This is a genomic window from Cellulomonas algicola (assembly GCF_019024305.1).
GTDB lineage: Bacteria > Actinomycetota > Actinomycetes > Actinomycetales > Cellulomonadaceae > Cellulomonas > Cellulomonas algicola.
Map to the genome: position 1 here is coordinate 128547 of NZ_JAHKSJ010000006.1, position 24001 is coordinate 152547.

Annotated in this window: 18 protein-coding genes; all 18 read right to left on the reverse strand. The window is 75.0% G+C overall.

The annotated features are described in order from the left end of the window. Nucleotides 1-2: 2 nt before the first annotated feature. A complete protein-coding gene (lysS, locus tag KOV94_RS04740; protein ID WP_124343196.1) occupies nucleotides 3-1541 on the reverse strand; it encodes a lysine--tRNA ligase in 1539 nt (512 codons plus the stop codon). Nucleotides 1542-1668: 127 nt separating this feature from the next. Further along, entirely contained in the window at nucleotides 1669-2556 is an 888-nt protein-coding gene (gene nadC, locus KOV94_RS04745; RefSeq protein ID WP_218051340.1) for a carboxylating nicotinate-nucleotide diphosphorylase, read from the reverse strand. A gap of 171 nt (nucleotides 2557-2727) precedes the next feature. Next, complete coding sequence (locus tag KOV94_RS04750) at nucleotides 2728-6768, reverse strand: endo-1,4-beta-xylanase (RefSeq protein WP_218051341.1); 4041 nt, start codon at nucleotides 6766-6768, stop codon at nucleotides 2728-2730. A 346-nt stretch (nucleotides 6769-7114) separates the two neighbouring features. Then, complete coding sequence (locus KOV94_RS04755; RefSeq protein ID WP_218051342.1) at nucleotides 7115-8839, reverse strand: L-aspartate oxidase; 1725 nt, start codon at nucleotides 8837-8839, stop codon at nucleotides 7115-7117. A 44-nt stretch (nucleotides 8840-8883) separates the two neighbouring features. Then, the gene (panD, locus tag KOV94_RS04760) at nucleotides 8884-9378 is read right to left on the reverse strand and encodes an aspartate 1-decarboxylase (RefSeq protein WP_124344437.1); all 495 of its coding nucleotides are present in this window, start codon (nucleotides 9376-9378) and stop codon (nucleotides 8884-8886) included. Next, complete coding sequence (panC, locus tag KOV94_RS04765; RefSeq protein WP_218051343.1) at nucleotides 9375-10337, reverse strand: pantoate--beta-alanine ligase; 963 nt, start codon at nucleotides 10335-10337, stop codon at nucleotides 9375-9377. Before panC ends, panD begins: the two co-directional genes overlap by 4 nt. Next, the gene (locus tag KOV94_RS04770; protein WP_218051344.1) at nucleotides 10334-11419 is read right to left on the reverse strand and encodes a Rossmann-like and DUF2520 domain-containing protein; all 1086 of its coding nucleotides are present in this window, start codon (nucleotides 11417-11419) and stop codon (nucleotides 10334-10336) included. The genes panC and KOV94_RS04770 overlap by 4 nt, the downstream gene beginning before the upstream one ends. Beyond that, nucleotides 11416-13068 carry a PH domain-containing protein gene (locus KOV94_RS04775; protein WP_308160364.1) on the reverse strand — a complete coding sequence of 551 codons (1653 nt, stop codon included), beginning with the start codon at nucleotides 13066-13068 and terminating at the stop codon, nucleotides 11416-11418. The genes KOV94_RS04770 and KOV94_RS04775 overlap by 4 nt, the downstream gene beginning before the upstream one ends. Beyond that, on the reverse strand, nucleotides 13065-13577 hold the full coding sequence (locus tag KOV94_RS04780; protein WP_218051345.1) for a PH domain-containing protein: 513 nt from the start codon (nucleotides 13575-13577) through the stop codon (nucleotides 13065-13067). The genes KOV94_RS04775 and KOV94_RS04780 overlap by 4 nt, the downstream gene beginning before the upstream one ends. Before the next feature lie 49 nt (nucleotides 13578-13626). After that, nucleotides 13627-14112, reverse strand: coding sequence for a DUF3180 domain-containing protein (locus KOV94_RS04785; RefSeq protein ID WP_218051631.1), 486 nt, complete (start codon nucleotides 14110-14112; stop codon nucleotides 13627-13629). Beyond that, a complete protein-coding gene (gene folK, locus KOV94_RS04790; protein ID WP_218051346.1) occupies nucleotides 14112-15707 on the reverse strand; it encodes a 2-amino-4-hydroxy-6-hydroxymethyldihydropteridine diphosphokinase in 1596 nt (531 codons plus the stop codon). Before folK ends, KOV94_RS04785 begins: the two co-directional genes overlap by 1 nt. After that, on the reverse strand, nucleotides 15704-16732 hold the full coding sequence (gene folP, locus KOV94_RS04795) for a dihydropteroate synthase (protein ID WP_372449442.1): 1029 nt from the start codon (nucleotides 16730-16732) through the stop codon (nucleotides 15704-15706). The genes folK and folP overlap by 4 nt, the downstream gene beginning before the upstream one ends. A 33-nt stretch (nucleotides 16733-16765) precedes the next feature. After that, nucleotides 16766-17365, reverse strand: coding sequence for a GTP cyclohydrolase I FolE (gene folE, locus KOV94_RS04800; RefSeq protein ID WP_124344582.1), 600 nt, complete (start codon nucleotides 17363-17365; stop codon nucleotides 16766-16768). A 25-nt stretch (nucleotides 17366-17390) separates the two neighbouring features. Then, nucleotides 17391-19445: an ATP-dependent zinc metalloprotease FtsH gene (ftsH, locus tag KOV94_RS04805; RefSeq protein WP_124344579.1), complete on the reverse strand. Its 2055-nt coding sequence runs from the start codon at nucleotides 19443-19445 to the stop codon at nucleotides 17391-17393. Nucleotides 19446-19575: 130 nt separating this feature from the next. Further along, a complete protein-coding gene (gene hpt / locus KOV94_RS04810) occupies nucleotides 19576-20112 on the reverse strand; it encodes a hypoxanthine phosphoribosyltransferase (protein WP_210728474.1) in 537 nt (178 codons plus the stop codon). A gap of 17 nt (nucleotides 20113-20129) precedes the next feature. After that, nucleotides 20130-21287 carry a tRNA lysidine(34) synthetase TilS gene (tilS, locus tag KOV94_RS04815; protein WP_218051347.1) on the reverse strand — a complete coding sequence of 386 codons (1158 nt, stop codon included), beginning with the start codon at nucleotides 21285-21287 and terminating at the stop codon, nucleotides 20130-20132. Between the two features lie 124 nt (nucleotides 21288-21411). Then, nucleotides 21412-22488 carry an Rv3626c family coenzyme F420 biosynthesis-associated protein gene (locus KOV94_RS04820; protein WP_218051348.1) on the reverse strand — a complete coding sequence of 359 codons (1077 nt, stop codon included), beginning with the start codon at nucleotides 22486-22488 and terminating at the stop codon, nucleotides 21412-21414. Nucleotides 22489-22549: 61 nt separating this feature from the next. Further along, nucleotides 22550-23959, reverse strand: a complete 1410-nt coding sequence (gene dacB / locus KOV94_RS04825; protein WP_218051349.1) for a D-alanyl-D-alanine carboxypeptidase/D-alanyl-D-alanine endopeptidase — start codon at nucleotides 23957-23959, stop codon at nucleotides 22550-22552. Between the last annotated feature and the right edge of the window lie 42 nt (nucleotides 23960-24001).

Below are 24001 nucleotides of genomic sequence, written 5' to 3' on the forward strand. Positions count from 1 at the left end.
CGTCAGCCCTGCGGCTTCACGAGCGGGAACAGGATCGTCTCGCGGATGCCGAGGCCCGTGAGCGCGATGAGCAGGCGGTCGATCCCCATCCCCATCCCCCCCGACGGCGGCATCGCGAACTCCATCGCGGTGAGAAAGTCCTCATCGATTCGCATGGCCTCGTCGTCGCCGCGCGCCGCGAGCGCCGCCTGCGCCTCGAACCGCTGCCTCTGGATGACCGGGTCAACGAGTTCCGAGTAACCGGTCGCGAGCTCCATGCCGCGCACGTAGAGGTCCCACTTCTCGACGAGTCCGTGCTTGCTGCGGTGGTCGCGCACCAAGGGCGACGTCTCGACCGGGAAATCGCGCACGAACGTGGGTGCCGTCAATGCGTGACCGACGTGGTGCTCCCAGAGCTCCTCGACCATCTTCCCGTGGTTCCGCTGCCCGGGAGCGAGCTCGATCTCGGCCTTCTCGAGCAGCTCGAGCAGGACCTCGTCGGTCGTGTCGTGCGTGATCTCGACGCCGAGCGCCTCCGACAGCGAGTCGTACATCGGCAGCCGGGCCCACTCGCCGCCCACGTCGTACTCGGTGCCGTCGGCCAGCGTGACCGTCGTCGTGCCGAACGCGTCACGCGCCGCCGTCTGGACCAGGTCCTGCGTGAGGTCCGCGATCGTGTCGTACGTGCCGTAGGCCTCGTACGCCTCGAGCATCGCGAACTCGGGAGAGTGCGTGGCGTCGACGCCCTCGTTGCGGAAGTTCCGGTTGATCTCGAAGACGCGCTCGACGCCGCCGACCGCGGCGCGCTTGAGGAACAGCTCGGGCGCGATGCGCAGGAACAGCGGGATGTCGAACGCGTTCATGTGCGTCTCGAACTGCCGCGCGGCCGCGCCCTCCGGGCGCACCTGGAGCATCGGGGTCTCGACCTCGATGAAGCCGCGCTGGTGCAGGTTCTCCCGGACGGACCGCAGCACCGCGGCCCGCGTGCGGACCATGTCCCGCGAGCGCTGGTTGACGATGAGGTCGACGTACCGCTGCCGGACGCGCGCCTCCTCCGAGAGCTCGGTGCCCTCGTACAGGTTGGGCAGCGGGCGCAGCGCCTTCGCGGCGACCGACCACGCGTCGGCGAACACCGACAGCTCGCCGCGGCGCGACGCGATGACGCGCCCGTGCACGAACACGTGGTCGCCCAGGTCGACGTCGGACTTGAACGCGGACAGCCGCTCCTCGCCCACCTCGGCGAGCGACAGCATCGCCTGGAGGCGGTTGCCCTCGCCGTCCTGGAGCGTCGCGAAGCAGAGCTTGCCGGTGTTCCGCAGGAACACGACGCGGCCGGCGATCCCGACCTCGTCCTGGGTCTCGGTGCCCGGCTCGAGGTCCGGGTACGCGGCGCGCACCTCGGCGATCGTGTGCGTGCGCGGCACCACCACGGGGTAGGCCTCGGTCCCCTCGGCGAGCAGGCGCTCACGCTTCGCGCGGCGGACCTGGATCTGCTCGGGGGTGTCGTCGACGGGGGCGTCGGCGGCGGCGTTCTCGGCCGGGTTCTCGGGCGCAGCGGTCACCGGGCGATTCTACCGGCGCCGCCCGACCCGCCCGGCGCGACGGCCGTGAGATGCACGACGCCCCACGGCCACGACGTGCCGGACGCGGCGACGGCGCACGGCACGTCCGCGCCGCCCCCGTCCGTCGTCAGGACGCCTGGAGGTCCAGCGCGAGGTCGAGGATCGGCGACGAGTGCGTGAGACCGCCGACCGACAGGTAGTCGACGCCCGTGCCGGCGACCTCGGCGGCCCGGTCGAGCGTGAGGTTGCCGGTCGCCTCGAGCTCGACCCGGCCGGTCGTCGGCTCGCCGGCCCGGACCGCCGCGACCACCTCGGCGAGCAGCGGCGTCGGCATGTTGTCGAGCAGCAGGAACCGCGCACCGGCGGCGACGGCCTCGAGCGCCTGGTCGAGCGTGTCGGCCTCGACCTGGATGTCGACGTCGGGGAAGCGCTCCTGCACCGCACGGACGGCCGCCGCGACCGAGCCCGCCGCGACGACGTGGTTGTCCTTGACCATCGCGACGTCGTACAGCCCCATGCGCTTGTTCGTGCCCCCGCCGCAGCGGACCGCGTACTTCTCGAGCGCCCGCAGGCCGGGCGTCGTCTTGCGCGTGTCGAGGACCTGCGCGCCCGATCCGTCCAGCACGTCCGCCCAGCGACGGGTGTGCGTCGCGACGCCCGACGCGCGCGACGCGAGGTTGAGCATGGTCCGCTCCGCGACGAGCAGCGTCTGCACGGGCCCCACGAGCACCGCGAGCACCTCGTCGCGCCACACGCGTGCGCCGTCCTCGACGGTGAGCGACACGGTCACGCCGTCGGTCCCGAGTCGCTGCGCGACCTGGTCGACGACCTCCTGGACGACGACGAGCCCGGCGACGACGCCCTCCGCGCGTGCCACGAGGTGGGCGGTGCCGACGGTGTCGGGCGGGATCGTCGCCTGCGACGTGACGTCCCGGCCGGGGGCGGGGCCGAGGTCCTCGTCGAGCGCGACCTGGACGACCCGGGCGACCCACGCAGGGTCGAGCTGCTGCTGCACGCCGCCACCCTACGGACCCCTCGGCCCTGTCGTGCGGAAGGTCCGTCACGCCGGGTGCGACGGACCTTCCGCACGAGCGCCGGGTTCCGACGACGACGGCCCCGGACGGAGGGGTCCGGGGCCGTCGTGGTGGGCACCGCCCCGCCGGGCAGGGCGGCGGGGCGGTGTCGGTCAGGAGTACGTCACGCGCACCGGGGCGCTCGCCACGGCCTCCTTGCCGACGTAGGCCTTGACCTCGAACTGGCCGGGCAGCACCCAGACGGGCACCTTGACCTTGGTGCTCGCGGCACCCGAGGCGTCGGTCTTCACCGTGCCGAGCTCGGCGTCCTTCCAGTACCAGTCGTGCACGCCCTCGACGAGCTTGCCGAACAGCCCGCCGTACGACGGGGTCGCCGGCCGGTCGCCCACGCGGTCGAGCACGAGGGTCACCTTGGTCTTGGCCGGGAAGTCGGCGAGCGCGACGGCGAGCTTCTTGCCCGGCGCGACCTTGTCCGACCCGAGGGTCAGGACCGGCCCCGGCTCGACGACCGGTGCCGCGAGCTCGAGGACGCCCCAGCGGGCGGTGCTCTGGTACGAGCGGCCCGTCGGGTCGGTCCACGTGCGGACGGAGCCGCGCACGCCGTCGGTCGCGTCGTTCACCTGGAAGTCCAGGCCGACCAGGTCGCCGGCGACCGCGTCGCGGCCCAGCGCGATCGACGCCTCGACGACGTACCCGCCGTCGATCAGCGCCGTGGCGCTGGTCAGCCGCTCACCGATGACCGACAGGTCGCCGCTGACCGACTGCGCGTTGCTCGCGCTGATCCGGTACTGCCCGTCCTGCGGGGTGTACGCGCCGTTCTTGGCGTTGACCGGGTCGACGAAGATCTCGACCGAGTCCTGCTCCCACGCATTGGTGGCGGACTCGTCGACCACCGGGTCGGCGACCTTGAGCAGCACGTCGACCGCGTCGTCGTGCCACAGCACCCGCACCTCGGCCGTGGCACCCGGGGTGCCCTCGACCTGGGTGTCCGTCGTGAGGACCGGGGCTGTCGCCCAGACGTCGTCGACCGTGCCGTCGATCGTCGGGGCGGTGGCGGCCTGCGGCGCGGAGACGAAGCCGATCGGCTCGATCAGCGTGACGACGCCGAGGCGCTCGCCGTCCTCCTGGCCGTGCGACAGGTCGTTCCACGACCGCTGCTCGCCCGTGACGCCGTCGGTCACGCGCACGTCGAACGGCACGGTGCCGCCCTCCGTCAGACCCGCGACCGGGACGGCGACCGCGAGGCGGTAGCCCGTGGCCGTGGCCTGGGCCTGCGTGCGGTTCACCGTGACGTGCGACTCGCCGGCGAAGACGTCCACGACGTCCTCGGTGCCGTCGTCGCTCGCGTCCGCGACCTCGACGTACGCGGTGAGGCCGTCGGCCGACCAGCGCAGCTGGAAGCCGGTACCGTCACCGATCGACGTCTCGGGCAGGAGCGCCCACGTCGGGTCGTCGACGCCCGTGGGCGTGCCCTGGTGCGCGTCGACCTGGCGCGTGAGCGTCGGCAGCTCCGACCGGTCGACGATGCCCCAGTAGGCCGGCTTGGCCTGCAGGTCGTCGTCGAACGGCAGCGGCGCGCCCTCGCGCCACGACCGGCTGTCGTACGGGCCCCACAGGGTCACCGAGAACAGGTCCGGGTAGTCGCGCAGCATGTCGAACACGTCGGCGTAGTAGTAGCCCTGCGCGACGAGCTTCTCCTGCGTGACCGTGCCGTCGATCGGGGCGTCGAGCTCCGTGACCGCCTGCAGCAGACCGGTCTGGGCGAAGGCGTCGATGCTCGCCTTCATCTGCGACACCGGCTGGAGCAGGTTGACGTGGAACTGGTGGCCCAGACCGTCGAGCGGGACGTCCCGGTCGAGCAGCCGGTTCACGACCGCGAGCATCGCCTGCCGCTTGGCGGGCAGCTCGGTGTTGTAGTCGTTGAGGAACAGCTGCACCGGTCCGTCGGTGTCGCCGCCGTTGAACGCCTCGCTGGCGTACCCGAACGCGAGGTCGAGGAACTGCTCACCGAGGACCTCGAACCAGCGGCTCTTGCGCAGGCCGTCGCTCTCGCTCTCCGCGATGGCCTCGTTGACGACGTCGAACGCGACGATCGGGTTGCCCGCCGTCCCGTACTCGCCGTACTTCTCGCGGTAGTGGTCGGCGACCGCCTCGATGTGCGTGCGCATGCGGTCGCGCAGGATCTGCTGGTCCGCGGCGCTGCTCGTCAGCGGCGTGCCGTCGGTGTGGTTGAAGAACCAGTCCGGCGTCTGGGAGTGCCACACGAGCGTGTGCCCGTAGACCCGCTGACCGTGCTCGATCGCGCTGTCGACGAGCGCGTCCGCCGCCTCGAAGGTGAACGTGCCCTCGGTCGGCTGGATGCTCTCGGGCTTCATCGCGTTCTCGGCGGTGATCTGGTCGTAGTGCTTGACCACCAGCTGCTCACCCGTGCCGACCGTCTCGCGCTCGTCGATCGCGACGCCGACCGGCCACGGCAGCTCGTCCTGGAGGGACGGGATGTCCGTCTGCACCGGCGGGGCGGTCGAGCCGCTCACGACGACGTCGTCGACCACGAACGACGCGAGCGACGACGCCGACTCGACGTACAGCAGCGCCGAGTCGGCAGCCGCCATCGTGTAGGACGCCTGCACGTGGGTCCACGCGTCGGCCGTGACGCCCGTCGCGGTCGTGACCGTGTCGTACGTCGACTCGCCCGCGTTGTCGCGCTGGACGGACACGCGCAGGTCGGCCGGCTCGGTCGCACCCGCGGCGAGCTTGAGCCACAGGTCGATCGAGTACGTCCGGCCCGTCTGGAAGACGTCCGTGACCGTGGCTCCGATGCCGTTCCACGCCTGCGTGCGGTCCGCGACGAGCGCCGCCTGAGCGCCACCGTGCGCGTCGTCGGTCAGCGTGACCGTGTTGTCACCGCGCGGCCCCCAGACGCCGAGGCCCTCCTCGAAGTCGTTGCTCAGGCCGGTCGGCACGGAACCGCCGTCGTCGAGCCCGCCCGTGGGCAGCGTGAACTGCCAGCCCGCGGCCAGCCGCTCGTCGACGACCGTCTGCACCGCCGCGAGCGTCCCGGACCGGTCGCCGCCGCCGTCGTGCGCGAGCACGACCTCGCCGGGCTTCATCGCGGCGCGCAGGTTCGACGTGAGCGTCGGGACGTCCTGCGTCGCCCAGTCGTCGATCGTGTTCGTCACCGCGAGCGGCTGCATGCCGAGCGCGACGGCCACGCCGGGCGTGACGCCCCAGCTGCCGTTCGGCGCCCGGAAGTACGGGACCTTCGCGTCCGGGTCGCCGAGCGCGTCGCGGATGATGCCGAGGTTCTCGACGAGGTCCGCGCGCACCTGCTCCGCGCTCCACGCACCCATGTCGGCGTACGACGTCGTGTGGTTGCACAGCGTGTGGCCGTCCGCGACGATCCGCCGCAGCACGTCCGCACCGCCGGGCGCCTGGATGTTCTGGCCGATGACGCAGAACGTCGCCGTGATGTCACGCTCGGCCAGGAAGTCGAGGAGCGCCGTCGTGGTGGCGCCGTTCGGGCCGTCGTCGAACGTCAGCGCCGCGACGTCGCCCGTGCCGCGGGCGGTCGCGACCGGGGTCGTGGTGGGGTTCACCGCGCCGCCGGGGACGACACCACCCGGGTCGGTCGGCTCCTCGCCCGTGATCACCACGTCGTCGACGAGGACGTCCGGGAACGGTGCCGCGTCGCCGCCGTCGAGGTACATGCGCGCGGCATCGAGACCCTCCTCGAACGTGTACGAGCCGCTGATCGTGGTCCACGCGTCGGCGGCGAGCGTGCTGGGCCCGCTGACCCAGGTGTACGGGTTCGACGCCGCCGGGGCGTCGACGGTGAAGTGCACGCCCGCCGCGGGCTGGTCGGCGTCGGCCAGGCGCGCGCGCATGCTCACGGTGTACGCCTCGCCCGGCTCGAGCAGCGGGACCAGGTCGAGGGCGATGCCCTGCCAGCCGGCGGTTCGGCCGGCGATCTTCAGGCTCGTGCCCGCGCCGTCCGGGTCCGGCACGAGCGTGAGGGTGGGGCTGCCGGAGGGCGTCCACGGGGCGTAGGTGCCGCCCTCGAAGTCGCTGCGGAGGATCTCGCTGTCCGCCGCTCGTGCGGTAGAGGTGGGTGCGGAGCCGAGCGTCGGCGCGGCCACCAGGCCCAGCGCCAGCACCCCGACTCCGATAGTTTCGACCAGGCCTGACCGACTCATCGACGCTCCCTTGCGCGGACGGGTCCCGTACTTCCGGGGTTCGGGATCCGACGATACGGTCACACCCGACGATCCGACCAGGGCTGACGTCCAGAAACCGCGCGGCGCAAGTATCGAAACTATCGCGTCGCAGGTCGGGGCGTCGCGACGTGCGCCGTCTTCACCCGCGGCACGCCGACGGACGCGCCCTCACGCGCGCGTGGGACCGGTCGGACGCACGTGAGGGCGCGTTCGGCGCCCGGCGCGGCGGGCGGGCTCGGAATCGCAGGCCTGGTCGCCCGCGAGCTCGCGGGCGCACGCGGCGTGCTGTTCCGCCGGGCCGTCAGCGGGCCCGTGGCGGCGGCGGTCAGTCCAGCGGGACGCGCGTCGTCGTCAGGGTGCCGTCGGGAGCCAGGGCGAGCTCGAGGCGCAGCCGCCAGGCCTCGTCACGGTCGGGGAAGTCCGTGCGGGCGTGCCCGCCGCGGCTCTCCGTCCGCTCCAGCGCCGCCGCCGTCAGGACGGTCGCGACCTGGTGCACGTTCGTCGTCTCCCACTCGGCGACCTGCGGCGCCGCGAGCGCCCGGCCGTCGTCGCGGCGCTCGTGCGCGTCGGTCGGCACAGCCGCGAGCGCGGACACCGCGCGCGTCAGCCCGTCGCCGGACCGCAGCACGCCGGGCCCGTCGGTCGCGATCCGCTGCACGCGCGACCGTGCGGCCGCGGCGACCAGCGCGGCGTCACCGGCCCGCTCCTGCGGCGTCCGACGCGGCAGCGCACCCGCCTGGACCTTCTCCGCGATGTGCCGGGCGGCCCGCGTCGAGAACACCAGACCCTCGAGGAGCGAGTTCGACGCCAGCCGGTTCGCGCCGTGCACGCCGGTGCACGCGACCTCGCCCGCCGCGTAGAGGCCCGGCACGGACGTCCGCCCGACGAGGTCCGTGACGACGCCGCCCGAGTGGTAGTGCTGCGCCGGGGCGACCGGGACCAGGTCGTTCGCGAGGTCGATCCCGTGCTCCTGGAGCCGCTCGTGGATCGTCGGGAACCGCCGCCGCAGGAAGTCCGCGCCGAGGTGCCGCGCGTCGAGCCAGACGTGGTCCGCGCCCGTCTCGGCCATGCGCCGCACGATCGCGTGCGCGACCACATCACGCGGGGCGAGCTCGGCCATCGGGTGCACGTCCGGCATGAACCGCACGCCGTCGGTGTCGAGCAGCAGCGCACCCTCGCCGCGCACCGCCTCGGAGACCAGCGTGAGCTGACCCTTCACCCCCGCGCCCAACCAGAGGACGGTCGGGTGGAACTGCACGAACTCGACGTCGCCGAGCACCGCGCCCGCCCGCAGCGCCGCCGCGATGCCGTCGCCCGTCGCCGACGCCGGGTTGGTGGACGAGCGGAACACCTGCCCGATGCCGCCCGTCGCGAGCACGACCGCGCGCCCGAGCGCCGCACCGACGCCGTCGCGCTGCCCCTCGCCGATGACGTGCAGCGTCACGCCGCACGCCGCACCGGGAGCGCCGTCAGGTCCGGGCGGGCCGGTGAGCACGTCCAGCACGAGCGCGTGCTCGATGACCTCGATGCCCGGGTCGTCGCGGACCGCCTCGATCTGCGCGACGAGCGCGCGCGAGATCTCCGCACCCGTCGCGTCGCCGCCCGCGTGCGCGATGCGGTCCGCGTGGTGCCCGCCCTCACGGGTCAGCGAGATCTGGCCGTCGGGCTGCGTGTCGAACACCGCGCCGCGCGCCACGAGCTCGCGCACGCGCGCCGGACCCTCCGTCACCAGCACCTCGACCGCGCGCGGGTCGCACAGGCCGACGCCCGCGACGAGCGTGTCCTGCAGGTGCGCCGCCGGGGAGTCCGACGGGTCGAGCGCCGCGGCGATGCCGCCCTGCGCCCACACCGTCGAGCCCGAGACCAGCGCGTCCTTCGTGACGAGCAGGACGCGCGGCACGCGCGTGCGCAGCTCCAGGGCGGCCGTCAGGCCCGCGATGCCCGAGCCGACGACGACCGCGTCCGCCTCGACCGTCCACCCCGCCGCGGGCGCGGCGAGCCGCGTCGCGAGACGCGTCGCCGTGCCGGCGCCCGGACGGGCTGCAGGCACGGGGGTCGTCGCCGGGGCGCCGCCGGCCCGGTCCGCGACCGTCGTCACCGGTCGGTGCCGGCCTGCGGGAAGGGGTGCGGGTGCTCGACCAGGTCGCGGCCCACCGCGAACGGCACGCCGCTCGACACCAGGCCCGCCTGCTCCGTCCACTCGTCGGGCACCCGGCCGGGGTCCTCGCCGAGCTCGACGATCCGGTTCTCGGCGTCGACCAGCACGACGTGCGGCTGGTACGTCCGCGCCTCGGCGTCCGACATGAGGCCGTAGGCGATGAGGATGACGACGTCGCCCGGGTGCACGAGGTGCGCGGCGGCACCGTTGATGCACACCTGGCCCGAGCCGGCCTCACCTGCGATCGCGTACGTCGTCAGACGCGACCCGTTGGTCACGTCGACCACGTCGACCTGCTGGCCGGGCAGCAGGTCCGCTGCCGCGAGCAGGTCCGCGTCCACGGTGATCGAGCCGACGTAGTGCAGGTCGGCCTGCGTCACGGTCGCCCGGTGGATCTTGCCGGTCATCATGGTCCGCTGCAGCGTCGTCATGCGCGGGCTCCTTCCTGCGCGTCCGCCCCGGGCGCGAGCACGCCGTCGGGCCGGCGGGACGCCCCGAGCGTCACCGCCGTGTTGTCGATCAGCCGCGTCGTCCCGACACGCACCGCGAGCAGCAGCAGCGCGACGCCGGCGGTGGTCTCCGCGACCGGGGTGAAGTCGTCCGGGTCGACGAGCGCGACGTAGTCGACGTCGTCGTCCGCGACACCCGCCGCCGCGAGGGCCGTGCGGGCCGCGTCGAGCACGTCCTGCGCACCCGCGCCGGCGCGCGCCCACTCGGCGCCCGCACGCAGCGCACGCGACAGGCCGAGCGCACGCTGCCGCTCGTCGGGCGACAGGTAGGCGTTGCGGCTCGACAGCGCCAGGCCGTCGACGTCCCGCACGAGCGGCGCGCCCACGACCTCCGTCGGGACGTCGAGGCTGCGGACCATCGCGCGGATCGCAGCCAGCTGCTGCGCGTCCTTCTCGCCGAACAGCGCCACGTCGGGTCGCGTGAGGTGCATCAGCTTGAGCACGACGGTGAGCACGCCGTCGAGGTGTCCCGGCCGCGCCGCACCCTCGAGCACGTCGCCGATCGGGCCCGCGCTCACCCGGACCGTCGGGTCCCCGTCCGGGTACATGACCGCGACGTCGGGCGCGAACACCACGTCGCCCGCGCCCAGCAGGCCCGGTCCCGTGAGCAGCGCGAGGTCGCCGTCGAGGTCCCGCGGGTAGCGCGACAGGTCCTCGGTCGGGCCGAACTGCAGCGGGTTGACGAAGATCGTCGTGACCACCACGTCCGCGAGCTCGCGCGCGTGCGCGACGAGCGACAGGTGGCCCGCGTGCAGCGCGCCCATCGTCATGACGACCGCGCGGCGGTACGGCTTCGTGCCGCGCGCCTGCGCGTCCTGGTCCGAGAGGGCCGACGCGAGCTCGTCACGCGTGCGCGCGAGCACCGGCCTCGTCATCGTCATCGCTCGTCCTCCTGCGGGCGGTCGGGGCCGGTCGGCCCGTCGTCGGACCCGCCCGACGGGTCGTCGGCGGGTCGTCCCTCCTGCTCCAACCATCCAGCATCCCCGGTCATGCCCGGTGCCGCTGCCGGGGTGGCGGACGTCACGTCAGGGGTGTCACCCTCGGCGAGCGCGTCGAGCAGCCGGGTCGCGGCCGCGTCGGGGACCAGACCCGCGGCGAGCGACCGCTGCGTCGCGGCCCGGGCGAGCGCGCGGTAGCCCGCCAGGACGTCGACCGCCCCGGTGCTCGCCCCGAGCGCACCGAGGACCGCGACGTGCTCGCGCACCGTGCCGTCGTCACCGCGCCGGACCGGACCGGTGAGCGCGGCGATCGCGCCCGCGCCCCGGTCGCCCGACGGGTCCGACGGCGACTCGGCGCGCAGCGCACCGTCGAGCGCGGCCTCGAGCAGCGGCCCGAGCATCCGGCCCGGGTCGGCGACGCCCGCCGCCGCGAGCGCCTGCGCCGCCTGCGCGACCAGCACGACCAGGTGGTTCGCGCCGTGGGCGAGCGCCGCGTGGTAGAGCCCACGGGCGGACTCGTCGACGACGACGGGCTCGCCGCCGATCTCCACGACGAGCGCCTGGCCGATGGGCAGGACGGCGTTCGGGCCGGTGACGGCGAACGGGCATCCGGCGAGCCGCGACAGGTCGAGCGACGTGCCTGTGAACGTCATGGCGGGGTGGATCGCGAGCGGGATCGCGCCGACCCCCCGCGCCGCGGCGAGCACGTCGGTGCCGAACCGCCCCGACGTGTGCACGACGATCTGGCCCGGCTGCCACGCACCCAGGTCACCGAGCCCGGTCACCAGGTCGGTCAGCGCGTCGTCCGGCACCGTGAGCAGCACGAGCTCCGCCCGGCGCACGACCTCCGGGACCTCGACCAGCGGCACACCCGGCAGCAGCGTCTCCGCGCGCTCGCGCGACCCCTCCGAGATGCCCGACGCGGCGACGACCGGGTGACCCGCTCCGCGCAGCGCGTTGCCCAGGACCGCCCCGACGCGGCCCGTGCCGACCACGCCCACGCCCAGGCGACCCGGACGCGTCACGCGCCCGCCCCGGGCTCGGTCCGCACAGAGCTCGCCCCCGGCCCCGCGACGGGGTCGGGCGACAACTCCGGCGCCACGGCAGGGCCGGACGGTGCCGGCTCCGCGGCGCCCACCTGGCCCGCCACCACGACGGGCGCGGCGGCCTTCCGCATCCACTGCTCCGGTCCCTCGCTCGCGCGGGCGGTGCGGGCGCGCTCGGACTGCTCGTCGAGCAGCGCGACGACGACGCCCGCGTCGAGGTGCGCGATGTCCGGGCTGACCGGGCCCGGCGTCGAGTGCACGACGAACGACGCGAGCCCGAGACGTCGCTGCAGCGGCCCCTGCTGGAGACCGAGGGACTGCGTGCGCTCGTGCGGCACGACGTCGACCTGCCGCCACCAGCGCCCGCGCCGGATGACGAGCGCGCGCTGCGTGACGAGCACGCCGTGCCGCCGCCAGCCCAGCGGGTCCACCCAGCGCGCGCGACGCGGGGCGACCGCGAACCCGTGCGCCTCGTCGGTGCCGGTCAGGGCCGCGTCGACGACGCCCACCGGGTCGTCGACGCCGAGGTCGTGCAGGACCAGCCACAGGGCGGTGCGGACCTCGTCGCGCGTCGCGACCGGGTGCAGGACGGTGTCGCGCTGCTGCTCGCCCGACGGCGAGTACCCCGCGACGTTCATCTCGACCCGCCACCAGTCGGGCCGCCGCCACCACATCCCCTGGCTGATCCGGATCGCCTGCACGCGCCCCGGCGGGACGGTCTGCGCCCGCGACTCCGTCAGGCCGTGGCGCAGGCGGATGCCGTCGGGCGACGTCGCCGCGCGGAAGCTCGCGCCCTGGTTGATGCGGGACCACACGTACGAGACGAGGCCGAAGAACATCGGCAGCAGGAAGAACACGGTCGCGAAGGTGCGGCTCAGCACGCCCGCGGCGACGGCGACGACCGCCGCGAGGACGAGGCCGACCGTCGCGCCGGAGCGCAGCGTGGCGAGGACCAGCCGGCTCATCGGCACCTCGTACACCTGGTGCTCGGGTGCGGCCTCGAAGGCCACCGACGACCGCGCGGCCGGCGGCACCGCGCCGTCGACCGTCGGGTCCGCCGCGCCGGTCGACGCGTCACCGTCCAGCGCACCGGGTGCGCCGTCGACGCCGGCCGCCACTGCGGTGGACCCGGGACGCTGGAGACCGGCGGCGAGCGCGAGCAGCTCGGCCCGCAGCGCGAGCGCGTCCGACTCCCGCAGGAACGCGAGGCTCACGCCCGACCCCGACCCGCCCGCGACCTCGAGCTTGAGCTCCGCCAGCCCCACGAGCCGCGCGAGCAGCGGCTGCACGACGTCGACGGCCTGCAGCCGGTCGAGCCGCGCCTGCCGCTGCTGGCGGAACAGGATGCCGGTGTTGAGGTGCACGGCGTCGTCGGTCACCGCGAACCGCGTCATGCGCCACGCGAGCGCCGAGTACGCGAAGCCGACGACGGCGACCGCCGCGAGCCCGCCGAGGACGACGACCCAGCGGTACCCGTCGACGAGCTCGAGCAGCCGCCGCACGTCGTCCGCCGCCTGGTAGCCCACGACGACCAGCACCGCGACGACGATCTTCCAGCCCTTGAGGGCCGGGGTCACGGGGTGCATGCGCCGCCAGTCGACCGCCGGCGGCGCGGTCGTGCCGCTCACAGCCCCGCCAGCCGCGCCTCGCCGCGGGACGCGAGCCGGTCGCGCAGCCGCGCGGCCTCCGGCGGGGGCAGCCCGTCGATGGTCGCCGTCGTCGCGGGCGACGCGGTGTGCAGCTGCACGGACGCGATGCCGAGCTTCCGCGCGAGCGGACCCGCCGTCACGTCGACGTACTGCATGCGGCCGTAGGGCACGACGACGAGCTGCCGGAACATGATCCCGCGGCGCACCAGCAGGTCGTCCGCGCGCTCGGCGTAGCGCATCGCGCGCACCTGGCGCGGCACGAGCACCGCGATCCACACGACCAGCGCGAGCACCAGCGCGGGGAACGACCAGAGCCACGCGACCTGCGTGAGGGCCGCGAGCGCGACCCCGGCCAGCAGCAGCGGACCCATCCAGATCGCGGTCACGATGAGCCGCGCCGACGCGAGCCGCGGCGACACCGGCGTCCAGTCGACACCGAGCGGGTCGAAGAGGTCGGCCGGGGCGTCCGGCTGCGTGACGTCGGTCATGCGCCCATCCTCCCACCGAGCACCCTGGTCAGGGTGCGACGGGGGCCCCTCACGCCGACGGGTCGGGCGTGGCCTCCTCGCGCCGCACCGCACCCTCGTCGGGCGGGGGGACGCGGCAGAACCGCTCCACCACCAGGCCGACGACGGCCAGCACGACCGCACCGCCGGTCGCGACCGCCGCAGCTGCGGCGCGCGACCCGTTGCCCGGCACGCCGGGGTCGGTCAGGAGCGACAGCGCCTGCCCCCCGTACCAGCCGGCGAGCAGCGCGCCCGTGTAGCAGGACGCCTTCGCGAGCACCGCGGTGCGCGCCGCGCGGATCGGGTCGAGGCCGGGGCGCTTGCCCCGCAGGAACTGCCGGACCGCCCAGCCCATGCTGAGCACGACGCCCGCGATCACGACCTCGACGGCCGCGACGAGCCACGGCACCGACGGCGTGGACGTCCCGCGGTCCGCGAGCGCGTCGAGGGCGATCCAGGTGGCGGCGGCGACACCGGCCGCGAGGGCGAGGAGCGTGGTCCAGCGGGTCGCCTGCATCACGACGACGGCGTCCGGGGGCCGTCGTGCGGTGCGCCGAAGACGGTCTCGCGGGTCGGCACCGGGCCGGACGGGGCGTCGGGCTCCACGACGGGGACCCCGCTCGTGCCGGGCACGGGCGCGGTCAGCCAGTCGAGCGCGAGCCACCGGACCCCGCCGCGGTCGGGCGCGGTCGCCGCGAGCTGCGCGACCGGTCCGCCGCCCAGTCCGGGCAGGACCGCCTCCGGGTCGACCTGCGACCACGGCTCGAGCACGAACGCGCGCTCGTGCGCGCGCGGGTGCGGCAGCTCGAGGTCGTCCGTGACCGCGAGGACCGACCCGTACACGACGATGTCGACGTCGAGCGTCCGCGGCCCCCAGCGCTCGGCGCGCTCACGTCCGTGCGCGTGCTCGACGGCCTGCGTCGCGCGCAGCAGGTCGCGCGGCGACAGCGTCGTGCGGGCCAGCACCACCGCGTTGAGGTAGTCCGGCTGCTCCGGGCCCACGGCAGCCGTGCGGGCGAGCGGCGACACGTCGGTGACCTCGATCCCGCGCGTGCCCGCGAGGTCCGACACCGCGTCGCGCAGCGTCTCCTGCGCCGAGCCGAGGTTCGCGCCGAGCGCGAGCACGACGTCGACCGGCTCGGCCGGTGCGTCGTCGAGGGTGTCCGTGACGATCTCGCCCGTGACGACCTCGTCGGGCTGACCGTAGGCGTCGAGCTCGTCGTCGTACGCGGGCACCGGCCCTGGCATGACCTGCGTCGCGGCCGGGTCCCACGCCTCGACCGCGGAACCCACCGGTCCGGCCTCGGGACCCGCGCCGACCTCGACCGGCTCGCCCGTGATCGGGCCGGGCGGCGGGGGCGGCGCACCGAAGACGGTCGTCGGCGCGTCGTCCGCGGGTCCGTGCGGCGGCGGCGGCGCGAGCGGCGCACCGAAGACCGTCGTCGGCTGGTCGTCCGCCGGCACGGGCGCCACGAGACCCCCACCCGTCATGCCGGACACCGGCAGGCCCGCGGCGGGGCTCGGCGTCCCGAGCGCGGGCGTCCGCGCGTCGGCGCCGCCCGCGTCCGCGGCACGCGGCTCGTCGTCCGGCGCGGAGGGCCCGTCCATGTCACGCGGCAGCGGGGCGACGAGCGCGGCGGCACCCGTGCGCGGCAGCGCGGCCTCGCGCAGCGGACCGGTGTACGGCTCGGCGGCCGGCAGCTTCGTGCGGTCGCGCCGGATCGCGACGACGACGTCCCCGAACGGGACCGGGATCGGCGCCTGCGGCTTGTGCACGGCCACGTCGACGGCAGCCACCGCGCCCGCGGCCAGCACGGTCGCGGCGATGCGCTCGGCGACCGTCTCGATGAGGTCGACCGGCTCGCCCGCGAGCACCGCCGCGACCTGCTGCGCGAGCCCGCCGTAGTCCAGCGTGTGCGCCAGGTCGTCGCCCGCGGCCGCCCGACGCGTGTCGAGGTGCACGACGACGTCCGCGACGAACGTCTGCCCCTCGCGCCGCTCGTGGTCGAACACGCCGTGGTACCCGGTCGCCGTGATCCCCGTCAGGCGGATCTGGTCGAGCCGCCGCCCGCTCGCGTCGTACGCCGCGCCGTTCTCCTCGTGCGTCGTCACGTGCTGCTCCTCATGCTCGCGTCCTCGTCGACCGGTAGCTCGTCGTCCGCCTCGGGCGGCGTCGCACCGGGCGGTCCTGTCGTGCCGGCGCCCGCCGCGGGGCCGGCACCGCGCGTCGCTCGATCCCCCGCCGGGCCTCCGCCCGCCGCGTGCCACGCGGCCGCCACCCGCACCGCGTCGGCCGAGCCTGCCACCTCGTGCACGCGCACGCACCACGCACCCGCCGCAGCGGCGAGCGCGGTGATCGCGGCCGTGGCGCGGTCGCGGGCCAGCGGCGGAGCGGGCGTGCCGTCGGGACGCGCCAGCAGGTGGCCGAGGAACCGCTTGCGGCTCGCGCCCACGAGCACGGGGAAGCCGTCGGCGACGAGCTCGGGCAGGCGTGCCAGCAGCGGCCAGTTGCTCGCGCCGGGCTTCGCGAAGCCCAGACCCGGGTCGAGCACGACCTGGTGGTCGGCGACGCCCGCCGCGCGCAGCGCCGCGACGCGCTGCGCGAGCTCGGTGCGCACGTCGCGGACGACGTCCCCGTACTGGTCGAGGTCGTCCATGACGTCGGCGTGCCCGCGCCAGTGCATCGCGACGTACGCGACACCCGTCTCCGCGACCGCGGCCGGCATGTCGTCGTCGGCGAGTCCGCCGGACACGTCGTTGACCAGCACCGCCCCGCGCTCCACGGCGGCCCGCGCGACGACCGCGCGCGTCGTGTCGACGCTCACCGCAACCCCGCGCGACACGAGCGCCTCGACGACGGGCAGGACGCGCGCGAGCTCGTCCTCGACGGGCACGCGCCGCGCACCCGGTCGCGTGGACTCGCCGCCCACGTCGAGCAGGTCGGCACCCTGGTCGAGCAGCTCGAGCCCGTGCGCGACCGCGGCGTTCGGCGTGAACCAGCGGCCGCCGTCGGAGAACGAGTCGGGCGTGACGTTGACGACTCCCATGACGAGCGTGCGGCCGACGTCGTGCAGGTGCGCCGGCAAGGGCGCCGGGCGGCGCGGGAGGTCCGTCGCGGTGGCGTCGGGGCGGGTCACGGTGCCGAGCCTAGGGGCGCTGCGCGAGGGGCGTCAGCGGCCGAGGACCAGGCTCATCGCCTCGGCACGGGTCGCGACGTCGCGCATCTGCCCGCGCACGGCCGAGGTCACGGTGCGCGACCCGGGCTTGCGGACGCCGCGCATGGACATGCACAGGTGCTCGCACTCGACGACGACGAGCACGCCGCGCGGCTGCAGGATCTCGACGAGCGCGTCGGCGACCTGCGACGTGAGGCGCTCCTGCACCTGCGGGCGGCGGGCATAGACGTCGACCAGCCGGGCGAGCTTGCTCAGGCCCGTGATCCGGCCGTCGGCGCCGGGGATGTACCCGACGTGCGCGACGCCGTGGAACGGCACGAGGTGGTGCTCGCACGTCGAGTACACCTCGATGTCCTTGACCATGACCATCTCCTCGTGGCCGAGGTCGAAGGTCGTCGTGAGGACGTCGGCGGGCTCCTGGTAGAGGCCCGCGAAGATCTCGCGGTAGGCGCGTGCCACGCGGGCCGGCGTCTCGAGCAGACCCTCGCGGTCCGGGTCCTCGCCGACGGCGAGCAGCAGCTCGCGCACGGCGGCCTCGGCACGCTTCTCGTCGTACTCGCCGACCGCACGGCCGGCACCCGTCACGCGACTGATCGACGACGGCACGCCGTCGACCACGTCACTCACCGTCCCGGCTCCAGCCCCGCGTGTCCGGCGTCTGCTCGGGCGGGAGCTCGACGACCTTGCGCGCCGGGTTCTCGTCGCCGACGACCGCGGCCTCGTCCTCGGGGATCACCGGGTGGCCGTTCTGCGCGGCCTTCTCGGCCGGCGTCAGCACGGGACCCTGGGTCGAGACGGCCCGCTGCTCGCTCGACAGCCACACGCGACGCGGCGGGCGCTTCACGATCGGCTTGAAGATCTCGGCGAGCTGCTCGGCGTTCAGCGTCTCCTTCTCGAGGAGCTCGAGGACCAGGTCGTCGAGGACCTCGCGGTACTCGACGAGGATCTCCCACGCCTCGTCGTGCGCGCGCTCGATGAGCGCCCGCACCTCGAGGTCGATGGACCCGGCGACGTCCTCCGAGTAGTCGCGCTGGTGGCCCACGTCGCGGCCGAGGAAGACCTCGTTCGACTCCTGGCCGAGCCGGATCGCGCCGAGACGCGCGCTCATGCCGAACTGCGTCACCATCCGGCGCGCCGTGGCCGTGGCCTTCTCGATGTCGTTGCTCGCACCCGTCGTCGGGTCGTGGAAGACGAGCTCCTCGGCGACGCGGCCGCCCATGGCGTACGCGAGCTGGTCGAGCAGCTCGTTGCGCGTCGTCGAGTACTTGTCCTCGGTCGGCATGACCATCGTGTAGCCGAGGGCACGGCCGCGCGGCAGGATCGTCACCTTCGTGACCGGGTCGGTGTAGCGCAGCGCCGCCGCGACGAGGGCGTGGCCGCCCTCGTGGTACGCGGTGATCTTCTGCTCCTTGATGTTCATGACCCGCGTGCGCTTCTGCGGACCCGCGATGACGCGGTCGATCGCCTCGTCCAGCGCGTGGTCATCGATGATCTGCGCGTTCTTGCGCGCGGTGAGCAGCGCGGCCTCGTTGAGCACGTTCGCCAGGTCCGCGCCGGTGAACCCGGGCGTGCGCCGCGCGACGGCGACGAGGTCGACGTGCGGGGCCATCGGCTTGCCCTGCGCGTGCACCGTGAGGATCTTCTCGCGGCCCTTGAGGTCCGGCGGCTCGACCGCGACCTGCCGGTCGAACCGGCCGGGACGCAGCAGCGCCGGGTCGAGGATGTCGGGCCGGTTGGTCGCGGCGATGAGGATGACGTTCGTCTTGACGTCGAACCCGTCCATCTCGACGAGCATCTGGTTGAGCGTCTGCTCGCGCTCGTCGTGCCCGCCGCCGAGGCCCGCGCCACGGTGCCGGCCGACCGCGTCGATCTCGTCGACGAAGATGATCGCCGGCGAGTTCTCCTTGGCCTGCTGGAACAGGTCGCGCACGCGGCTCGCGCCGACGCCGACGAACATCTCGACGAAGTCCGAGCCGGAGATCGAGTAGAACGGCACGCCCGCCTCACCCGCGACGGCGCGGGCCAGCAGCGTCTTGCCGGTTCCCGGCGGGCCGTACAGCAGCACGCCCTTGGGGATCTTGGCGCCGACGGCCTGGAACTTCGCCGGCTCGGAGAGGAACTCCTTGATCTCCTGGAGCTCCTCGAGCGCCTCGTCGACGCCCGCGACGTCCGCGAACGTGACCTGCGGCGACTCCTTGCTCACGAGCTTGGCGCGCGACTTTCCGAAGCTCATCACCCGCGAGCCGCCGCCCTGCATGTTCGACATGAGGAACCAGAAGATCGCCAGGATGATGACGAACGGCAGGACGATGCCGAGCAGGCTCGACCACCACGACGTCTGCGGCACCTCGGACGTGTAGCCGTCCGGGAGGTCGGCCGACGCGACGGCGTCCGCGATCGCGGGCCCCTGCGGGACCACGTAGTAGAACTGCACGCGCTCGCCGAAGTTCTCGTCGTCCTTGACGAAGTCCTCGGACAGCGTGAGGTCCACCCTCTGCTGACCCTCGGTGATCTTCGCCGACTCCGCCTTGCCGTCGGCCAGGAGCTCGAGGCCGTCGGAGGTGTCGATCCGGCTGACCTTCGGGGTGGCGAGCGCGGTCGCACCGATCCAGAGGAGCACGACGGCGAGCACGATCCACAGGATCGGGCCGCGGGCAAGACGCTTGAGGTTCATGGGCGATCGGGGCCAGGCCCCTCATCCTCCGCTCGCAGGGCTGGTGGCCTTCGAACTTACACGGCGATCCTGTGGCAACCCGCGGTGTTCGCCCAGGGCACATCACCGGCCGTGGGCGGCCCCGCGCAGGTCACGCGTAGACGTGCGGCGCGAGCGTCCCGACGAACGGCAGGTTGCGGTACTTCTCGGCGTAGTCCAGGCCGTACCCGACGACGAACTCGTTCGGGATGTCGAAGCCGACGTAGCGGACGTCGACCTCGACCTTGGCGGCGTCGGGCTTGCGCAGCATCGTCGCGATCTCGACCGACGCCGGCCCGCGCGAGCGCAGGTTCGACAGCAGCCACGACAGCGTCAGGCCCGAGTCGATGATGTCCTCGACGATCAGGACGTGGCGGCCGTGCAGGTCCGTGTCCAGGTCCTTGAGGATCCGCACGACGCCCGACGACTTGGTGCCCGAGCCGTACGACGACACCGCCATCCAGTCCATCTGCGCGGGCGAGTGCAGGCGACGCGCCAGGTCGGCCATGACCATGACCGCGCCCTTGAGGACGCCGACCAGCAGCAGGTCCTTGCCCGCGTAGTCCGCGTCGACCTGCGCCGCGATCTCGTCGAGCCGCGCGTGCAGCTGCTCCTCGGTGAGGAGGACCCGCTCGAGGTCCGCGCCCATGTCGACTGGCTCCACCGTCACCGCTCCTGTCGCTCGTCGTGCACCGGCGGGGCCGGCCCGAGGAGAAGCCTGCCACACGCGCGTGAGGCGGCGACCCCGCCCGGAAGCGGCACCGGACCCTGCCCGTGCCAGCCCGTGAGGAGCGCGTCGACGGCCAGCACGTGCCCTCGGTTGAGCGCCCCCGCGGGGCACCCGGCCTGCACGGCGGCGACCCGCAGCGCCCGCCGCCGCACGCCGACGTCGGCCCCGAGCAGCACCGCGACGTCGAGCCCGACGACGAGGCCCGGCCGGGCCGCCGGTCCCGCCCCGCCGTCCTCGGGTCGGCGACCTCCGCCCGGCACGGAGGCGCGGGTGTCGCCGTCGCGGACGGAGGCCCCGCTCGCGGCCGGGACCGGGGCACCGGCGGGGGGCGTGGCGGTGGTGAGGAGGGTGGTCGCGAGGGTGTCGAGCGTGTCGGCGTCCTCGCGGAGCTGCTCGGCGGTGCGGGCGAGCGCGTCCGCGACACCGGGTCCGAGCTCGCGCTCGAGGAGCGGCAGGACGCGCTCGCGGACGCGGCTGCGCAGCGGCGCGTCGTCGGCTGCGCCCGCGTTGGTCGGGTCGTGCCAGGGGTCGAGCCCGAGCGCGGCGCACGCGCCGACGGTGTCGGTCCGGCGCAGCCCCAGCAGCGGACGACGCAGGACGCCCCGCACGCGCGGCATGCCCGCGAGCGACCGCGCACCGGACCCGCGCGCGAGCCCGAGCAGGACCGTCTCCGCCTGGTCGTCGAGCGTGTGCCCGAGCAGGACCGCCGCCGCCCCGAGGCGCTCCGCGACGGCGTCGAGCGCCGCGTACCGCGCGTGCCGCGCCGCGGCCTCGGGCCCGCCGGGAGCGTCGACGACCACGCGCTCCACGACGACCGGGTCGAGCCCGAGGGAGCGGCACACGGCGGCTGTCCGGGCGGCCACGTCGGCGGACCCCGGCTGCAGCGCGTGGTCGACGACGACCGCACCCGCCCGCAGCACGCGCGGCCCGCGCCGCACGGAACGGTCCGCGACGAACGCCGTCGCCGCCGCGAGCGCGAGCGAGTCCGGACCACCCGAGCACGCGACCAGCACGAGCGCACCGTCCGGGAGGTCGGCGACCGCGGCCGTCACCGCGCGCCGGACGTCGGCGACGCGACGGTCCGGACCCGTCACGGCCGCGGGGCGCCCGGCACGGCGACGACGCGCTCCGCCGGTCGACCGCCGGGGCCCGTCGTCGTCCGCGCACCCGCCCGGCTCGGGACGACGTGCGGGGACGGTCGACGGCTGGCCGGCGTCGTCACCCGTGCACCCGGCGGACCCACGACGCCGGGTCGGCGATCTCGCCGGGCCGGGGCAGCGTGTCGGGTCCGGACCAGACGGCGTTGAAGCCGTCGCGCCCGACGTGTCCCTGCACGGCGCGGACGAACGCGGCGCCGTCGCGGTACTGCGCGAGCTTCTCGTCGAGGCCGAGCAGCCGGCGCAGCACGCGCTCGAACCCCCGCGCCCGTGCGCCCTCGTCGCGCTTGGCCTCGAACTTGCGGCGGATGGTCCGCACGGTCCGCACGACCTTGGGCCCGACCTGGTCCATCGCGACGTCGGCGTGGCCCTCGAGCAGGGCCATGACGGCGCCCACCTCCTCGAAGACGGTCCGCTGCCGGTCGGTCAGGACGTCGAGGACGCTGCCGCCGTCGGGACCGAGCACCGCGCGGGAGACGCGGGCGATGAGGTCGGCGGCGCCGGGGCCGTCGTCCTCACCGCCGGGCGCGGACGCGACGAGGTCGGCGAGCAGCTCGGCGGACCGGCCGCGCACGAGGTCCGCGAGCCAGGGCGCGGCGGCGAACTGCAGGGCGTGCGTCTGCTCGTGCAGCGCGACCCACAGGCGGAAGTCAGGGCCGTCGACGCCGAGCGTCCGCTCCAGGTGCAGCACGTTGGGGGCGACGAGCAGCAGTCGGCCCGGCTCGCCGGGGGCCGCGGTGAACGGGTCGAACTGGCCGAGGACCTTGCCCGACAGCAGCGCGAGCACGCCGCCGACCTGCGCCGCCGCGACCGTGCGCGCGCCGGGGGGCGGGACGAGCGGGCTCCCGTCGGGGCGGCGCGTGAGCGGCGCGGCGAGCGACGCGAACATCTCGACGTTCGCGCGGGCCCACGTCGGGCGGTCGACGACCAGCACGCGCGAGACCGCGTCCGGTGCGGTGCCGTCGACCGCGGTCAGGCCGGTGATGTCGGAGGCGTACCCGCCCGCGCGGTGCGCCGCGTCGCGCAGGCCGTCGACGAGGTCGTGCAGCTCGTCGCGGGTCGCCGTGGGCCCCGGGCGGGAGAGGCGGCCGGCGATGCGGGCGGCCGCGGTCCAGTCGACGGGCGCGGTCTCGTCCATCGGGCCACCGTAGACGTCGCACGTCCTGCCCGTCGCCGATCGCACCGAACGGCTCCAGGCGTCAGGCGCAGCCGCAGCCCGACAGGCTCGTCACGAAGCCGTCGATCGTCGCGCGCGGCCCCCACTGCCCGCCGGCCGGCGTCTGGTCGGCGAGGACGACGAAGACGAGCTGGCGGCGGTCGGCGTCGAGCACCGTGCCGGCGAGCGCGGTCACGCCCGGGAGGCTGCCGGTCTTGGCCCGGGCGAGCCCCCGCGCGGGTGACGACGTGTAACGGTCGGACAGCGTCCCCGTGAGGCCGGCGATCGGCATGCCGGTCGCGACCTCGCGCAGCCCGGGGTGCGCGGGGTCGGTCGAGCGGCGCAGCAGCGCGAGCAGCAGGTCGGGCGTCAGGACCGAGCCGGAGCCGAGGCCCGACGCGTCGGACAGGTGCGCGCCGGTCGTGTCGACACCGCCCGCGGCGACGGCGTGCAGGACGGCCTGCGCGCCGCCGTCGAAGCTCGCGGGCAGTCCGGCGTCGATCGCGACGAGCCGCGACACGACCTCGGTGATCGTGTTGTCGGACGTGTCGAGGAAGTAGTGCACGACGTCGCCCAGCGGCGCGGACCGCACCTCGCCGACGACGGGCGCCCCGTCGGGTGCGGACATGCGCGCCGGGGTGCCGGTGACGGTGATGCCGACGTCGGCGAGGCGCTGCACGAGCGTGCGCGCGGCGTGCAGCGACGGGTCGGGGTAGCGCGGCGGGTACTCGCCCTCGCGCATCTTCGCGATGTCGACGCCCAGCGCGGTGACGGGCGCGACGAACCCCGCGGCGACGTCGGCGGGGTTCCACGTCGGGCTGAGGGTCGGGCCGCTGAAGAGCGAGTCGTCGAACCCGAGCCGGACCGTCGTGCGGCCCTGGAGCGTGAGCTCGCGGGCCACCTGCGCGGCGAGGTCGGCGAGGCCGGCGTGCCCGACGGTCGCGTCGGGGTCGCCCGCTCCGGCGGCGAGCATCATGTCGCCGCCGCCGACGAGGACGAGCTGCTCGCCGCTCTGCACGACGGTCGTCGGGAGGGTGACGTCGGGGCCGAGCGCGTCGAGCGCGGCGACGGCGGTGACGAGCTTCGCTGTCGACGCGGGCGTGCGCCCCTGGTCGGGCAGGTGCGACGCGAGGACCTCGCCGGTGAGCTGGTCGGCGACGACCACGCCGACGGACGGGCCCAGCCGCGGGTCGGCGACGAGCCCGTCGACGAGGCCCTGCACGCTGGTCGCGCCGGGGACGGGCGCCTGGTCGTCGAGCGGACCGAGCACGGCGGCGGGGTCGCCGGGCTCGACCGCCCCCGGGGCGGTCGGGAAGGGTGCGGCGGGCGCGGGCGACGGCTCGAGCGTGACCAGGCCGGGCGCGACGTCGTAGGCGTCCGCTGTCCCGTACGCCGCGCCCGCGAGCACGACGACGAGCACGGCGGTGCCGACGACCCGTCCTGCTGTGGCCATGATCACCCTGTCTCTACCGGGGGCGGGGCGGGACCCCCGCGC

Bases quoted from the DNA above. Each gene is read 5' to 3' on its own strand.
- ftsH (WP_124344579.1), bottom strand. From the start codon at position 19,445: ATGAACCTCAAGCGTCTTGCCCGCGGCCCGATCCTGTGGATCGTGCTC.
- hpt (WP_210728474.1), bottom strand. From the start codon at position 20,112: ATGGGCGCGGACCTCGAGCGGGTCCTCCTCACCGAGGAGCAGCTGCAC.
- dacB (WP_218051349.1), bottom strand. From the start codon at position 23,959: ATGGCCACAGCAGGACGGGTCGTCGGCACCGCCGTGCTCGTCGTCGTG.
- KOV94_RS04785 (WP_218051631.1), bottom strand. From the start codon at position 14,112: ATGCAGGCGACCCGCTGGACCACGCTCCTCGCCCTCGCGGCCGGTGTC.
- KOV94_RS04820 (WP_218051348.1), bottom strand. From the start codon at position 22,488: ATGGACGAGACCGCGCCCGTCGACTGGACCGCGGCCGCCCGCATCGCC.
- panC (WP_218051343.1), bottom strand. From the start codon at position 10,337: ATGACGATGACGAGGCCGGTGCTCGCGCGCACGCGTGACGAGCTCGCG.
- KOV94_RS04780 (WP_218051345.1), bottom strand. From the start codon at position 13,577: ATGACCGACGTCACGCAGCCGGACGCCCCGGCCGACCTCTTCGACCCG.
- KOV94_RS04750 (WP_218051341.1), bottom strand. From the start codon at position 6,768: ATGAGTCGGTCAGGCCTGGTCGAAACTATCGGAGTCGGGGTGCTGGCG.
- panD (WP_124344437.1), bottom strand. From the start codon at position 9,378: ATGACGACGCTGCAGCGGACCATGATGACCGGCAAGATCCACCGGGCG.